A 17,033-nucleotide genomic window follows, 5' to 3' on the forward strand; every position below is an offset into this window, starting at 1 on the left:
CATCATGACAATAGCTCAAAAACGCCCTGCAAGCCCCAAATTTAGTAATAGCTTTATATCCGGTCTGCAAAAGCAATTTCCTGACTTGATACCACCAGCGATCGCAATCGCAATCTTCTTGACTATTTGGCAACTATTTGCATGGACTCCAGGAGCCACATTACCAGGGCCGATACAGGTTGTCCAAGACACTTGGATTCTCATTTTCTGGCCTTTTTATGACCGGGGTGGCCTTGATAAAGGTCTATTTTGGCAGATTCTCGCCAGTCTGAAACGGGTTGCGATCAGTTATACCCTAGCTGCGATCGTTGGTATTGGCTTGGGCGTTTTGATTGGTGTCAATAAAACCATGTCCAAAGCTTTAGATCCCATCTTTCAGTTACTGCGGACAGTACCTCCACTAGCTTGGGTTCCCATTTCTTTAGCAGCTTTACGACAAAACGAACCAGCCGCCTTATTTGTAATTTTCATCACCGCCATTTGGCCGATTTTAATTAACACTGCTGTCGGCGTTACCCAAATTCCCCAAGATTACAACAACGTCGCCAAAGTTCTGCAACTTAGCCGCAAAGACTATTTCTTTAATATTTTGATTCCTGCGGCATTACCCTACATTTTCACAGGGTTGAGAATTGCGATCGGTTTAGCTTGGTTAGCCATTATCGCCGCCGAAATCGTCATGTCCGGTATTGTCGGAATCGGCTTTTTTATCTGGGATGCCTATCAAAATAACAACGTCAGCGAAGTTATTTTAGCTCTAATTTATATCGGCGTTGTCGGCTTGGTGCTAGATAAAATGATGGGTTGGCTGCAAAACAAAATTTTACCAGCAGAGCAAAAATAGTGAATTGGGAATGGGGAATAGGAAAGATTTTTCCAATCCCTAATCCCCAATCATCTCTAATCTTCAATGCCCAATGCCCAATACCAAATACCAAATACCAAATATCTTATGTTCGTAGCTGTCGATCAAATTGAAAAAGTTTTTGAATTAACTGGTGGTGGCAAATATATCGCCCTTAAAGGAATCGACCTCCAAATAAAAAAAGGGGAATTTATTTCTTTAATTGGTCACTCCGGTTGCGGTAAATCTACCTTATTAAATATGATTGCGGGTTTGGATTTACCCAGTGAGGGTATTGTCACCCTAGAAGGACAAAGAATTACTAAACCTGGCCCAGACAGAATGGTGGTGTTCCAAAATTACTCATTATTACCTTGGCGGACAGTAAGAGAAAATATTGCTCTGGCTGTGGACTCGGTAATGAAGGGTATACCCGCCGAGGAGCGAAACGCTATTATCGAAAAACATATTGATATGGTGGGTTTGCGTCCCCATGCAGACAAACAACCAGGAATGTTATCAGGTGGACAAAAACAGCGAGTTGCGATCGCCCGCGCCTTAGCAATTCGTCCTAAATTACTCTTGCTAGATGAACCCTTCGGTGCATTAGATGCACTCACACGCGGCAATTTGCAAGAACAACTGATGCGAATCTGCGAAGAAAATCAAGTAACTGCCGTCATGGTTACACATGATGTCGATGAAGCAGTACTATTATCTGACAGAATCGTGATGTTAACCAATGGCCCCGAATCTAAAATTGGTGACATTCTCGAAGTAGATATTCCCAGACCCCGCAAACGGATGGAAGTAGTAGAACATCCCAGTTACTACAGCTTGCGGAGTGAGATGATTTACTTCCTCAATCAGCAGAAACGGATCAAAAAAATTCGGGCGCGGAAAACTGCTGATATTGCCCGTCATGGGTTAGAAAAAGTTAACCTAGAAATTGGCTTTTTACCTCTAACTGCTTGCGCCCCCTTAGCAGTTGCTAAAGAAAAAGGCTTCTTTGCCAAACATGGTTTAGATGAAGTTAACCTTGTACGAGAAAGTAACTGGCGGGGGATCGTCGATGGCATTAGTGGGGGTTATTTGGATGCGGCTCAAATGCCTTCAGGGATGCCCATGTGGTTAACTTTGGGAGGACATAATAACCAACCTCTGCCCGTTGTCACCGCCCTAACCATGACTCGCAACGGTAACGCCATCACCTTGGCAAAACACTTTTACGACCGAGGCGTGCAAACCTTATCAGATTTCAAAAGATATCTGCTTTGCACCCGCGAACAACGGCACACAATGGGGGTAGTGCATCCCGCATCTATGCACAACTTGCTGCTGCGTTACTGGCTAGCGGCTGGTGGAATTGATCCAGATTGTGATGTGGATATGAAGACCATTCCCCCAGCGCAAATGGTAGCCGATTTAAAAGCGGGAAGCATTGATGGTTACTGCGTCGGCGAACCTTGGAACTATCGCGCTGCTGTGGAAGGTGTCGGCTTTACCATCGCTACCGACTTAGAAGTTTGGTTAGGACACCCCGGTAAAGTTCTTGGTGTGCGGGAAGATTGGGCAGAAACCTATCCAAATACGCACATTGCTTTAACTAAAGCTTTATTAGAAGCTTGCGTGTATTGTGCAAATCCCGATAATGCCCAAGAAATTCGCCAAATCTTAGCAGGGCGAGATTATGTTAGTACCGATTTAGAATACATTCAACTCGAAGATCCAGATAATCTCACCTGTGATATAGATCATCCGTTGCAAGACTATGCCCATCACCAATTTTATTCTGAATCTGCCATTAACCGCCCCAGCCGCACCGAACAAATTTGGATTATGAGTCAATTAGCGCGTTGGGGTGACACACCCTTCCCCAGAAATTGGGTAGAAGTTGTTGAACGGGTTTGTCGGGTGCGTGTTTTCAGCACCGCCGCACGGGAATTAGGTTTGGATATTAGCTATATTCGTCAGCCGATCAAAATGTTTGATGGTACTCCCTTTAACGCCGACGATCCCATCGCCTATCTCAACAGCTTGAAAATTAAGTGTGATTTTTCAATCGCGGAAGTTGTTCTTGATGCACCAAGAAGAAAACTCGCATGATAAAAAAATCCTGACAGAAAGAGAGAGTGGAAGAAGTAGCACATCACACGTGAACCTTTTATCTCCGTTGACGAGTATTTGAACTGGATGAATCCACCTTTTATCTCCGTTAATGATTTGACTTTTTACATCATCTGAAAAAACCAACAAAAGACCTAACCCCCTACCCCCTTCCCTACAAGGGAAGGGGGAAAATTCAAAGCCTCTCCCCTTCTAGGGGCTACGGTGTACACACAAGTCTGATCATCTTATCCACATCGTTTTGATCCCCCCTAACCCCCCTTTTTAAGGGGGGAACTAGAGTCAAAGTCCCCCTTTTTAAGGGGGATTTAGGGGGATCAAGCCACATTTTGCACTCAGCACAGAGATGTGTGTACACCGTAGCTTCTAGGGGAGAGGTTTGGAGAGAGGTCAGAATATTCATTTGCACATCGCATACATTTAGCTTTTTAATCCCCAAATACCAAATACCATGCAAAACCGCAACTCAACAGCTACAAACACACTAGGAAAACCATTTGCAACTGCAACCACTAACCGCAGACCTTTTTTAGAAATTAAAGACGTTACCAAAGTTTATCCCACAAAGAAAGGCCCCTACACCGTACTCGACGGCGTTAACCTCAACGTCGAACAAGGCGAATTTCTTTGCGTCATCGGCCACTCTGGCTGCGGCAAATCGACACTTCTAAATATGGTATCCGGTTTTAACTTTCCCACCTCTGGGGAAGTGTTGCTGGAAGGAGAACCAATCACTAAGCCAGGCCCAGACAGGATGGTTGTCTTCCAAAGCTATGCCTTGCTACCGTGGCGGACTGCTTTTGAAAACATCTACTTAGCTGTTAACGCCGTTTATCCCAACAAACCACAAGCTGAAAAAAGAGCGATCGTGCGCGATCATTTAGCAATGGTGGGACTGGCTGATGCAATGGAAAAGAAACCAATGCAGATATCCGGTGGGATGAGACAACGGGTTTCTATTGCCCGTGCTTTAGCGATTCGTCCCAAAGTCTTAATTTTAGATGAACCTTTTGGGGCGCTGGATGCCATCACCAAAGAAGAGTTACAAGAAGAATTACTCAAAATTTGGGGCGATAACCGTTGTACAGTGCTGATGATTACCCATGATATCGACGAGGCACTATTTTTAGCAGATAAATTGGTAATGATGACTAATGGGCCCCATGCGAAAATAGGTGAGGTCATGGAAATTCCCTTTTCTCGTCCGCGCGATCGCGCCCGCATCATGGAAGATCCACAATACTATCAACTACGTAATTATGCTCTAGATTTCCTCTTTAATCGCTTTGCCCATGATGACGTAGGTTAAACTAATCGTCATTCTCCTAACTTCTAAAATGGTTCCTTCCAAACGAGTTTATTTGTTGCTAGTTTTAGGTATAGCGATCGCCCCGATCCTATGCCTTTTTCTCAGCATTAAAGCAGCGATCGCTATCATTGTGGTATTTGATGCCATAATTCTGGGATTGATGGTTGCAGATGGTATGCAGGTGCGGCGTTCTCGCGTGCAAATAACCCGCGAATTACCGTCCCGATTATCCATTGGGCGGGATAATCCGGTGATGCTAAAAGTAACATCGCCAAATACCAACGCCTTAATTGAAATCTGCGATTACTACCCAGCAGGGTTTGGTGTATCAGCACCCACACTCCGGGCGATTATTCCCAGTAATACTACCCAAGAATTGACATATACCGTCAACCCAAAACAGCGCGGCCAGTTCCCTTGGGGAAATATTCAAGTCCGCCAGTTGGGAATTTGGGGATTAGCTTGGGATGATTGGCAAATTGCCCAAAGTCTGCCAGTGAAAGTTTATCCTGATTTAGTGGGATTGCGATCGCTGACAATTCGTTTGACATTGCAATCATCAGGATCGATCCGTCAACGCAAAACTGGTATTGGTACAGAGTTTGCCGAACTGCGGAATTATCGCACTGGTGACGATTTGCGCTTTATTGATTGGAAAGCTACCGCCCGTCGGGTTGGGGCTTATAATAATGCAACGCCACTGGTAAGGGTTCTAGAACCAGAACAAGAACAAACTTTACTAATCTTGCTCGATCGCGGCCGCTTAATGACCGCAAAGGTGCAGAATTTGCAGCGATTTGACTGGGGTTTGAATGCAACCTTATCCTTAGCATTGGCGGGATTACATCGTGGCGATCGCGTCGGTGTTGGTGTATTTGACCGCCAGATGCATACGTGGATTCCCCCAGAACGCGGCCAACATCATTTAAATCAGTTAATCGATCGCTTAACTCCAATTCAACCAGTATTATTTGAATCCGATTATTTGGGGGCGGTGACAAATGTTTTACAACGTCAAACTCGCAGGGCGCTAGTAGTCGTGATTACCGACTTAGTTGATGTCACCGCCTCTACAGAACTCCTGGCTGCACTTTCCAAGTTAGCGCCTCGCTATCTGCCATTTTGCGTAACTCTGCGAGATCCGCAAGTTGATCGTTTAGCACATACCTTCACAGATGATGTTACAGAAACTTATGCCCGTGCAGTGGCACTAGATTTACTAATGCAACGACAAATAGCATTTGCTCAATTGAAACAAAAAGGTGTATTAGTTCTAGATGCACCAGCAAATCAAATTGCCGATGAGATAGTTGAGCGATATCTGCAACTCAAAGCGCGGAATCAACTTTAGTCGAGACGCATTAGCATCTCGACTAATCACAATTAAACAACCACAAAATTGTTGTTAGTTAGTGACAATCCAGTTGATAGTTGGGCAAATTTTACCTGAGTAAACCCAGTCGCACTGCCATCTTGGTCAAAATACAGTCCACCAGTAGAACTGTCATAAATGAATCGTTGAGCGATCGTTGTTGCAGATGTTCCGATGGTAAACTGGCTAGCTGAAAGTGAACCTATTGATAAACCGCCACCAAAATCATAAGCCGATACCTGAATCAAGTCATTACTGGCGTTGAAGTCATAAAGACTATCAACACCTTCATTGTAACTATTGAAAGCAAAGGTATCAGTCCCATTCCCTCCATAAAGGCTGTCATTACCTTTTCCACCTGTGAGGGTATCATTGCCGTTGCTGCCCACAATCAAGTCATTGTAGTCTGTACCTGAGATATTTAATGCTTCAATATTGTTGTAATTAACTAGATACCCGTCTGCCGTAAACGATCCAGTGTTAGTAGTAGCATTAAAAGTCGAGGCGATTCCCTTTGTAGCAATGTAGTAATTGATGGACAACAAATCGTTACCATTACCGCCATTTACTGTTTGAGTAGCTAAGTCAGATGGGGCAGGATCTGAGGATATGGTGGCTAAATAGAAGGAATCATTGCCATCACCCCCAGAGAGCAGATTATTACCTTTTGTATTGCTAGCACTGAAGGTATCGTCACCAGCGCCACCGTTGAGGGTATTATCACCTATTGAAGATTCTATATCCAATAAATCATTGCCATCCTCACCAGAGAGGAAGTTATCGCCTGTTGAGTACCTAGCATTCAAATTATCGTTACCTGCACCACCATTGAGGGTGTTATTGCCTAAAGAGCGAGTGTCGAAGGTATTTCCACGATCTTCGTAGTAGGAGCCAGAGATATCAAGAGTATCATTGCCATCGCCCCCAGAGAGCAGATTATCACCTCTTGAACTGCTAGCACTCAAACTGTCGTTGCCAGCACCGCCATTAAGGGTGTTATTACCTAAAGAGTGGGAGGAATTGTCGCCACCAAAGATGTCAAGAGTATCATTGCCATCGCCCCCAGAGAGAAGGTTATCACCTTCTGAACTGCTAGCATTCAAACTGTCGTTACCAATACCACCATCAAGAATATTATCACCTGCACCACTCTCGAGAGTATCATTTCCTGCACCACCAATCAGAGTATCATTTCCCGCATCACCTCTGAGGATGTCATTACCACTTAAGCCATCGATGATGTCATTACCACCTTGACCATTGATGACATCATTGGAGTTATCAAAGCCTGTAATATTGTTATCCAGGTTATTCAGGAAGGTAACAGTGTTCCTTTTGAATAGGGTAGTTTGAGTAGAATTAGCATCAAACACATCAAAACTGTCGGTGATGCTAGTTTGTCCATCAAACAGGATATTGCCAATAGCAGGACGTGAAGAAGTTGCTGGCAGATTATCCAGGTTTTCTAATTTGAAGTTTTGCAGAATGACTTTGCTATCAGCAGAACCTTCAAAGGTAATTTCTAAGTTGTTACCATTTTGAGTTAATTGCAGATTTTGAGCAGTGAATTGATCGCCTGTAAATTGCAAAGTATCTGAGGAGGCGATCGCAGTTGCTGAGGGATTTGAGCCTTTACCTATGCCACCGAAATCGGTAATCACATCAACGCCGTCTCCGAAGTAGTAAACAAATCTATCATTGCCTGCGCCACCAGTTAGGGTATCATTGCCTAAGCCCCCAGAGAGGGTATCGTTGCCACTGTTCCCCCCAATTTTGTCATTATTATAAGTTGTACCTGAGATATTTAATCGTTCGATATTCTTGTAAGTAACCCGATTCGTGCCTATGGTAATTGAGCCAGTGTTAGTAGTGGCATTGAATGTTGTTATTATACCCGCATAAACATCGGAATTCACATACAATACATCGTCACCCTCACCCCCATCAATGGTATCTATCCCACTATTACCCCCGGAAAGGGTATCGTTGCCACTGTTCCCCACAATGTTGTCATTGTAGCCTGTACCTAAAATATTTAATCGTTCAATATTCTTGTAACTAACCTGATTCGCACCCGCTTTAATTGAACCAATATTAGTAGTAGAATTGAATGTGGTTGTAATTCCCCCAGCAGGATAATAGTAATCGACGAACAACACATCGTCACCCTTACCCCCATCGATGGTATCTATACCACTATAGCCCGTGGAGAGGGTATCGTTGCCACTGTTCCCCACAATGTTGTCATTGTAGGCTGTACCTGAGATATTTAATCGTTCGGTATTCTTGTAAGTAACCTGATTCGTACCCGCTTGAATTGAACCAATGTTAGTAGTGGCATCGAATGTCGTTGTAATCCCCACACCAGCATAACTGAAATCGACGGACAACAAATCATCCCCTTGACCCCCATCTACCGTTTGATTCTCTAAATTTAGATAAAAGGAATCATTGCCATCGCCCCCAAAAAAGAAGTTATTTCCTGTGACAAAATCAGCCTTCAAGGTATCGTCACCAGCGCCACCGTTGATAGTATTATTGCCTGAAGACCCTAATGTATCGTAGGTAGTGGGAATACCAGAGATATCAAGATAATCATTACCATCGCCACCAGATAGCAGATTATTCCCTGATGTACCCATAGCCTTCAAGTAATCGTCACCAGCACCACCATTGAGGGTGTTATTGCCTGATGAGATAAAATTAGGATCTGCTTTATAAGTATAAACACCAGAAGTGGAGAGAGTATCATTGCCATCGCCACCAAATAACAGGTTATTGCCTTCTGGAGAATCAGCATTCAAGTAATCGTCACCAGCGCCACCGTTGAGGGTGTTATTCCCTGATGAGGCAGTATAGCCATAGCCATAATAGTTTTGAGAGATGTAAGAAGTGGAGAGAGAATCATTACCATCGCCACCAGATAGCAGGTTATTGCCTGATGAAGCTCCAGCATCCAAGTAATCGTCACCAGTGTCACCGTTAAGGATGTTGTTGCCTGTTGAATATTCAACATCCAAGGTATCATTGCCTACACCACCAATCAGAGTATTATTCCCTGCACCACCCCGCAAACGGTCGTTGCCACTTTTACCGTCAATTTTGTCATCACCCCCCTGACCATTGATGACATCATCTGAGTTATCAAAGCCGCTAACATTATTGGAGAGGTCGTTAAGGAAGGTGACTGTGTTCTGATTGAAAATAGTGCTTTGGGTGGAATTGGCATTAAAGACATCAAAGCTATCAGTAATAGTAGTTTGCCCATTAAACAGGATATTGCCTAAGTTGACTTTACCTCCTGTAGATGTGCTGAGATTATCTAGATTTTCCAAGGCAAAGTTTTGCAGGATGACTTTAGTACTATCGAGAGAAAACGGTTCAGGTTGAAAGGTGATTTCCAGATTGTTACCTTTCTGGGTCAGCAGCAAATTTTCGGCATTCAAGGTATTATCGTAAGAAAATCTTAACGTGTCTACTTCGGCAATGACTCCTGCCGATGGATTAATGCCTTTACCTATGCCACCAAAATCAGTGATGGTTACGAGATTAGTGGAATAGCCTGGTATGTCATAAATGTCGTTGCCGCCTCCACCAGTCAAGGTGTCATCGTAGCCACTAACGTATAAGGTATCGTTACCGTTGGTTCCAATGATACTACTTGCCATAACTTTTATTTACCTCAATCTATTTTTTCAGTAACTTAAATTTGAAATCTGCTATTAGTGCCGTTTTTGGGCATAAAAAACCCACCGAAATTTGACGTTTTCGGCATCCTTTATCCCTCACCCTAGAAGAACAGAATATTTCTCAAAGATTTGCCCATATATGGCTTGTACGTAGTCATGAATCTAACTATCTCAAACTATCTAAGCCTTAAGCGCTGTACAAATTAATGAGGGTGTGTATTTAGGCTATTTGGTCATTTCGGGCTAAATCAATTATCTTTGTTCAAGAAAAATTACTGAACAAATAACAAAAAGTCTTCTCATTGAATGCCTAAAACTTACCGTTCATCTTTAGTTTTTTGCCAGTGCCTAAGTCCTACTAGCTTCAAACTCAGATAAAGATTTTTATGCCCTCCTTGTGGGCTATGCTCTGTGAGGCTCTAGCTTGAACATAAAGAACATCTCAATAGCCTTAGAATAACTACATAGTCAATATCTTACTTAAATGTCTATGCTGAATCTGCGTTTTTACACAACCTTCATATTATTGACCAATAAATGTATATACAAATACTAAGCTTTGTATATCCTTCATATTCTTCTAGTTTTTAATACCTACCGAGGGCTACATCTATACCGACAATCAAGATGATTTGTGCAAGAATTGCGATCGCTTCCCAAAATGACTTAATATTATTGAACAACTGAATGCAAGATGCTATTTTTAGCACCTCGCAAACCGTACTAATTGGCGATCGCAGACTGATAATAAAGATTAACTAACCACAAAATTGTTGTTGGTTAGTGACAATCCGGCAGATAGTTGGGCAAATTTTACCTGAGTAAACCCAGTCGCACTGCCATCTTGGTCAAAATACAGTCCACCAGTAGAACTGTCATAAATGAATCGTTGAGCGATCGCTGTTGCAGATGTTCCGATGGTAAACTGGCTAGCTGAAAGTGAACCTATTGATAAACCGCCACCAAAATCATAAGCCGATACCTGAATCAATTCATTGGTAGCGTTGAAATCATAAATAGTATCAATGCCTTCTTTGTAATCATAGAAAGCAAAGGTATCAGTCCCATTACCTCCATAGAGGGTATCATTACCGTTGCCACCTGTGAGGATATCATTGCCATCGCCCCCAAAGAGCAGGTTATCGCCTCTTGAACCGCTAGCACTCAAGGTATCGTTTCCTGCACCTCCGTTAAGGGTATTATTGCCAAATGAACGAGAGTCGAATGTGGAAGAGAGGTCGCGCATTGAATGCTCGTTGTCGTAGGGTGTATAGATGTAAAAGCCAGAGATGTCGAGATAATCATTGCCATCACCTCCAGAGAGCAGATTATCGCCTGTTGAACCACTAGCACTCAAGCTATCGTCACCTGCACCACCGTTAAGGGTGTTATTACCAGAAGAGTTAGAATCATCGAGATCATAGGCATTTCCTTGGTAGTAGCCAGAGATGTCAAGATAATCATTGCCATCATCTCCAGAGAGCAGATTATCGCCTGTTGAACCACTAGCACTCAAGCTATCGTCACCTGCACCACCGTTAAGGGTGTTATTACCAGAAGAGTTAGAATCATCGAGATCATAGGCATTTCCTTGGTAGTAGCCAGAGATGTCAAGATAATCATTGCCATCATCTCCAGAGAGCAGATTATCGCCTGTTGAACCGCTAGCACTCAAGCTATCGTCACCTGCACCACCGTTAAGGGTGTTATTACCAGACGATTGAAAGACGTACTCATTTGGGTAGCTGACCCTTACGTAGCCAGAGATGTCGAGAGAATCATTGCCATCGCCACCAGAAATTAGGTTATCGCCTGTTGAACTGTTAGCACTCAAGTTATCGTTACCGACACCACCGTTGAGGGTATTATTGCCCGTACCACCAATGAGAGTATCATTACCTGCGCCACCCCGCAGCAAGTCGTTGCCACTGTTACCCAGAATGTTGTCATTGTAGGCTGTACCTGAGATGTCTAATCGTTCGATGTTGTTGTAATTAACCCGATAAGTACCCGCAGTAATTGAGCCAATGTTAGTAGTGGCATTGAAGGTCGAAACAATGCCGCCTGTAGCCAAGCTGTAATCGACCGATAACACGTCGTCACCCTGACCGCCATTTACTGTTTGAATCACTAAATTAGAGGGAGCAGTATCTGGGGATGTGGGGCTTAGATAGAAGGAATCATTGCCATCACCCCCAGAGAGGAGGTTATTTCCTGATGAAATGATAGCACTCAAGCGATCGTCACCAGCGCCACCGTTGAGGGTGTTATTCCCTAAAGAGGGTAAATATATTTCGCCACCATATCTTTCGGTGTAGATATAGGCAAAGACGGAGAGAGAATCATTGCCAGCGCCACCAGAGAGGAAGTTATTACCTAAATTCCCAGCATCCAAGATGAAGAAGTTATTATTACCTGGACGCCCAGCCTCTAAGATATCGTCACCAGCGCCACCGTTGAGGGTGTTATTCCCTGAACGCCCAGCCTCTAAGATATCGTTACCAGCGCCACCAGAGAGGAAGTTATCACCTGTTGAATTGCTAGCATCCAATGTATCGTCACCAGCACCACCGTTGAGGGTGTTATTGCCTGATGAGTAAAACCCAAGATCGACGTATATATCAGTATAATAAGTTGCGCCAGAAGTGGAGAGAGAATCATTGCCATCACCCCCAAAGAGTAGGTTATTGCCTGTTTGAGACTGAGCATTCAATGTATCGTCACCAGCGCCACCGTTGAGGGTGTTATTGCCTGAAGAGGTAATAAGATTGTAGTAGTTATAAACGAGGTAAGAAGTGGAAAGAGAATCATTGCCATCACCCCCAAAGAGTAAGTTGTTGCCTGATGAAGCAATAGCATCCAATGTATCGTTACCAGCGCCACCGTTGAGGGTGTTATTGCCTGAAGAGCTAATAACGTCGTAGTCGCTCTTATAAAGGTAAGAGGCGTAGAGAGAATCATTGCCATCGGCACCAGATAGCAGGTTATTGCCTGATGAAGCACTAGCATCCAATGTATCGTTACCAGTACCACCGTTAAGGATGTTGTTGCCTGTTGAATATTCAACATCCAAGGTATCATTGCCTACACCACCAATCAGAGTATTATTCCCTGCACCACCCCGCAAACGGTCGTTGCCACTTTTGCCGTCAATTTTGTCATCACCCCCCTGACCATTGATGACATCATCTGAGTTATCAAAGCCGCTAACATTATTGGAGAGGTCGTTAAGGAAGGTGACTGTGTTCTGATTGAAAATAGTGCTTTGGGTGGAGTTGGCATTGAAGACATCAAAGCTATCAGTAATAGTAGTTTGCCCATTAAACAGGATATTGCCTAAGTTGACTTTACCTCCTGTAGATGTGCTGAGATTATCCAGATTTTCCAAGGCAAAGTTTTGCAGGATAACTTTAGGACTCTGGAAAAGAAGCGATTCAAAGGTGATTTCCAGATTGTTACCGTTTTGGGTCAGGAGCAAATTTTCGGCATTCAAGAAATTATCGTAGGTATTATCGTAAGAAAATCTTAACGTGTCTACTTCGGCAATGACTGCTGCCGATGGATTTATGCCTTTACCTATGCCACCAAAATCAGTGATGGTGAAGAGAGTACCGTGATAGGGTCGTATGTCGTAAATGTCGTTGCCGCCTCCACCAGTCAAGGTGTCGTCGTTGCCACTAACGTATAGGGTATCGTTACCGTTGGTTCCAATGATACTTGCCATAACTTTTATTTACCTCAATCTATTTTTTCAGTAACTTAAATTTGAAATCTGCTATTAGTGCCGTTTTTGGGCATAAAAAACCCACCGAAACTTGACGTTTTCGGCATCCTTTATCCCTCACCCTAGAAGAACAGAATATTTCTCAAAGATTTGCCCATATATGGCTTGTACGTAGTCATGAATCTAACTATCTCAAACTATCTAAGCCTTAAGCGCTGTACAAATTAATGAGGGTGTGTATTTAGGCTATTTGGTCATTTCGGGCTAAATCAATTATCTTTGTTCAAGAAAAATTACTGAACAAATAACAAAAAGTCTTCTCATTGAATGCCTAAAACTTACCGTTCATCTTTAGTTTTTTGCCAGTGCCTAAGTCCTACTAGCTTCAAACTCAGATAAAGATTTTTATGCCCTCCTTGTGGGCTATGCTCTGTGAGGCTCTAGCTTGAACATAAAGAACATCTCAATAGCCTTAGAATAACTACATAGTCAATATCTTACTTAAATGTCTATGCTGAATCTGCGTTTTTACACAACCTTCATATTATTGACCAATAAATGTATATGCAAATACTAAGCTTTGTATATCCTTCATATTCTTCTAGTTTTTAGGCAACCAGAAATCAGAAGGTACTGGTGTAGGCGATACCTGGGTTGGGCTACGCCTACGCATGATAATATCTTATAAATATCTCTGTAATAATTAGACATCTTCGATAATGAATGTAGAGACGTAGCAGTGCTACATCTCTACAAGGGTTCTGGATAACGCATATTTAATTTCTGGAGATGTCTATTGCGATCGCTTGCCAAACTTATAACGCAGATATGAACCAACTTAGCGAAGAATATCATGCGAGGTACTAAAAAATAGCACCTTGCAAGCCCTACTTATACCAATTTCAAAAAATCCGGTGGTTAACGGATAAGCTGGAAATGGTGATTATTCGGGTCTTAAATCGTTAGATAATTCCACAATTCCCCTAGTCCCATCAATCCTTACCCGTTGACCATCTTGCAAAAGCCATGTAGCACCTCGAACATCCATCACTGCGGGAATACCGTATTCGCGAGCGACGATCGCACCGTGAGAAAGCCGTCCCCCAACTTCGGCAATTAATCCTCCAGCCCTTAATAACAAAGGAGCCCAGCCGGAATCTGTGTAAGGCACTACCAGAATCGTATCTCGATCAATCTCCGGCACGTCTTGTAAATTTCGCAACACCTTTATTCTCCCTTCAGCTTGCCCGTGACTGGCTCCAATACCTTGTAAGATTTGGTCAGAGTAGAGTACAGAGGGGGCTAAGGGGTGAGGGGTGTATTGCCATAGACTAAAAGGGGTACTTGAACGATCTCACTATCTTGGACGAATTGCGATCGCCTTGATTCCACTAATTTATCTAACTCCTCAATTAATCTAGAATCTTCACCCCCAATTAAACGCCGCACTTCATCAAAGTCTAGAAAAAAGATATCTCCTGTGTTCTGGAGTAAGCCAGACTTTAACCAAATCTTTTCTAAAGCGACAAAACTCCAACGCAATTCAGCTAAAAGCCGGGAATAAACTTCGGTAACTCGTCCTTTAATATCCACACGCCGTTGCACAAAAGAACGTTTTGGTTTACCAGCAAAGATACTATTAATTGCGTCTTTAGCGCCTGATTGTGGTTCGTTCCCCTGCATTAACTGCACAAACATCTGCTTAATCATCTGGGGATTCTCTCGCCAAGTGGGAACGGAAATATCAGTTCCCACTTCACTTAAGTAACCGTAATCCTGAAGCAATTCATCAAATTCTTGCAGGATTTTCTTTCCCTCTGGAGTTTGCGTTAACTGCTCAAATACTTGCTGTGGCTCAAACTCAAGTAATACTTGCTTGGCATCTGTGGCGATCGCACTGAGCGATCGCAATGCCGCTACCTCTGGAGTCACGCTATGATCGATTTGGCTATCCTTCACCCGAAAAATCGTCTGCCGTAAAGCAGCACTCAAGGGAGCTAAAATGCTGTAATATGTCCCGTGGCGCAGCAACTCTAGAATAAAGTCAATTCTAATTAGCAGCTTGACTGGTTCCAAATTATCTACATTTTCCTGTGCCAATTGCGACAACCCAGGAATAAGCTTCTGGTGATAATCCCGCTTGAAATCCTTTTCTAAACTTAGTTCCCGCTTCAGCAACTTCCCTAATCCTGGCAAATTCTCCCAAGTTGACTGCAAGGATGGTTTACTTAATTTGGCTCCTCTGGTTAAAAATTCCAGACTTTCCGGCGGTAATCCCATGCGGATAAAGATATTGCCTAAGAGGGATGCGTTAAAATAGGCTCTGGAGTAGTGCAGAGTTGCTGTTTCATTAAAATCTAACCCGAAAACGCGATCGCCCAAAACTAGACTAAAGAATTCTCCCCAGACTCCACAAGTTAAGGGACGATTAATTGACCATGTTAAGGGGTGAATTACTCCGGGAATCACTTCGGCGGCGATTTTGCGTGTCCAAATTGGTAGTAGAGTGGTAATCGGTCTAGATTGCAACACCCAAAGCGTTTGACCGTCATAACTCCATTCAATATCTTGAGGAGTGCCATGATAGCGTTTTTCAAGTCGATAAGCTAAGTATGCAACTTGCTTGATTAATGCTTGTGGAACTCGCCCAGTACCCTCTAATTGGACAGAGGAAGAATTTTCTCCTTCAACAACAAAAGCACGATATTGTTCTGGTGTGACTTTTCCCGAAACGATTTGTGTGGGGCTACCTGGAAGGGCTTCAATAATAATCGCATCACCTTGCCCAGTTATGGGATCGCGGCTGAAAGCTACACCAGAATATACACTCTGGACTTGTTGTTGAATCAGTACAGCCATTGCTGTATCATTTGAGCCGCGATCGCGCCGATATTGCACGGCAGAGGGATGATTGTAAGAAGCTTGAACTTGAGCGATCGCTTGCTGTAATGCCTCTGGGCTAGTAACATTTAAAACTGTGTCATACTGTCCAGCCGCAGAAGCCTGTTCTGAGTCTTCGCCAATGGCGGAGGAACGCACCACCAAGGGAGATAATTCTGATGGCTGGAGAAATTCTGTCAACACTTGCGGATCGTCGATTGGCGCTAGCACCCACCCCTTTGGCACTGGATAGCCCCAGCGCTTGATTTGGGATAATGTAGCCGCTTTTTCTCCCACAATAGCAGCATCCAACTCTTCATCTAAAGAAACCATCGCGCGATCGCCCCGTAAAAATTCCAACACCCCTTGCGATTCTGTTTGTGCCTCTTTTACTGGTAAGCTCATATCATCAGGAATTTTAGTATAAATCCAGCCCATTAAACCAGCTAAAGCTACAGCAGCAAGCATTCTGGGGATATCGCTAATGTGCAGAAGTGCCACAAACAGAGGGAAAAGAAGCAAAACCCCAAATTTAACTACCCGTTTTGATTGCAGAATTGTAAAGCTAATACCTGCAAAGAAAGATACAAATATTGCTACAAGTGGATCGTGTACAACAAATCCCCAGACGACATTTGTTGTACCCGCCCCTCTGCCTATCCAGTATCTGCCAATTACCAAAGCGATGAGGGCTATCAATTCCCAAGACGAACCCTCTGGGAAGAAAATGCGGGTGAGGAAAACCGCCGCAATTCCTTTAAAAGCTTCTGACAAGACTGCCAGAATTCCGACAAACTTACCGCCATGATAAAACGCGGCTGATACACTAATGTTTCGTGTACCAACTTGTGATAATTGTTTACGTGTAAGTGCGTAAGTAATCCATGCAATCAGAGGTAATCCGCCCAAAAGGGGGCAGATAATTAAAATAATTAAGACACCCCAAGGTTCAAACATTTTGGATTTTGGATTTTAGATTTAAATTTTCCATCTAAAACCTCAAATCTAAAATCTAAAGTTTTTCTGAAATTTTTGATGGTAATTAGGGCGCTTTTATTGATTAGTCATGGAATGGACACTTGGCTATG

The 17,033-nt window shown here is 43.3% G+C and carries 7 protein-coding genes and 1 pseudogene; 4 read left to right on the forward strand and 4 right to left on the reverse strand.

The window, feature by feature from the left end; genetic code table 11:
• The first annotated feature begins 4 nt into the window (after positions 1-4).
• The 4 genes from ntrB to GTQ43_RS24290 all read left to right on the forward strand — a co-directional run bounded on the left by ntrB (position 5) and on the right by GTQ43_RS24290 (position 5,631).
• A complete protein-coding gene (gene ntrB, locus GTQ43_RS24275; RefSeq protein ID WP_265275267.1) occupies positions 5-844 on the forward strand; it encodes a nitrate ABC transporter permease in 840 nt (279 codons plus the stop codon).
• Positions 845-910: 66 nt separating this feature from the next.
• Positions 911-2,950, forward strand: coding sequence for a nitrate ABC transporter ATP-binding protein (locus tag GTQ43_RS24280; RefSeq protein ID WP_265275268.1), 2,040 nt, complete (start codon positions 911-913; stop codon positions 2,948-2,950).
• Between the two features lie 472 nt (positions 2,951-3,422).
• Complete coding sequence (locus GTQ43_RS24285) at positions 3,423-4,280, forward strand: nitrate ABC transporter ATP-binding protein (protein WP_265275269.1); 858 nt, start codon at positions 3,423-3,425, stop codon at positions 4,278-4,280.
• A 28-nt stretch (positions 4,281-4,308) separates the two neighbouring features.
• Positions 4,309-5,631 (forward strand): DUF58 domain-containing protein, encoded by a 1,323-nt coding sequence (locus GTQ43_RS24290; protein ID WP_265275270.1) that lies wholly within the window; start codon positions 4,309-4,311, stop codon positions 5,629-5,631.
• Positions 5,632-5,663: 32 nt separating this feature from the next.
• On the opposite strand, the gene GTQ43_RS24295 is transcribed toward GTQ43_RS24290, so the two are convergent.
• The 4 genes and pseudogenes from GTQ43_RS24295 to GTQ43_RS24310 form a co-directional block, all read right to left on the reverse strand.
• Positions 5,664-9,320 (reverse strand): beta strand repeat-containing protein, encoded by a 3,657-nt coding sequence (locus tag GTQ43_RS24295; protein WP_265275272.1) that lies wholly within the window; start codon positions 9,318-9,320, stop codon positions 5,664-5,666.
• A gap of 608 nt (positions 9,321-9,928) precedes the next feature.
• A complete protein-coding gene (locus GTQ43_RS24300; protein ID WP_265275274.1) occupies positions 9,929-10,051 on the reverse strand; it encodes a hypothetical protein in 123 nt (40 codons plus the stop codon).
• A 44-nt stretch (positions 10,052-10,095) separates the two neighbouring features.
• Complete coding sequence (locus GTQ43_RS24305; protein ID WP_265275275.1) at positions 10,096-13,065, reverse strand: beta strand repeat-containing protein; 2,970 nt, start codon at positions 13,063-13,065, stop codon at positions 10,096-10,098.
• Between the two features lie 943 nt (positions 13,066-14,008).
• Positions 14,009-16,902: pseudogene (locus GTQ43_RS24310) on the reverse strand (glycerol-3-phosphate acyltransferase).
• Between the last annotated feature and the right edge of the window lie 131 nt (positions 16,903-17,033).

Origin of the sequence: Nostoc sp. KVJ3, from assembly GCF_026127265.1 — a bacterium.
GTDB lineage: Bacteria > Cyanobacteriota > Cyanobacteriia > Cyanobacteriales > Nostocaceae > Nostoc.

Coding starts and splice junctions, on each gene's coding strand:
- ntrB (WP_265275267.1), top strand. CDS start 5: ATGACAATAGCTCAAAAACGCCCTGCAAGCCCCAAATTTAGTAATAGC.
- GTQ43_RS24280 (WP_265275268.1), top strand. CDS start 911: ATGCCCAATGCCCAATACCAAATACCAAATACCAAATATCTTATGTTC.
- GTQ43_RS24285 (WP_265275269.1), top strand. CDS start 3,423: ATGCAAAACCGCAACTCAACAGCTACAAACACACTAGGAAAACCATTT.
- GTQ43_RS24290 (WP_265275270.1), top strand. CDS start 4,309: ATGGTTCCTTCCAAACGAGTTTATTTGTTGCTAGTTTTAGGTATAGCG.
- GTQ43_RS24295 (WP_265275272.1), bottom strand. CDS start 9,320: ATGGCAAGTAGTATCATTGGAACCAACGGTAACGATACCTTATACGTT.
- GTQ43_RS24305 (WP_265275275.1), bottom strand. CDS start 13,065: ATGGCAAGTATCATTGGAACCAACGGTAACGATACCCTATACGTTAGT.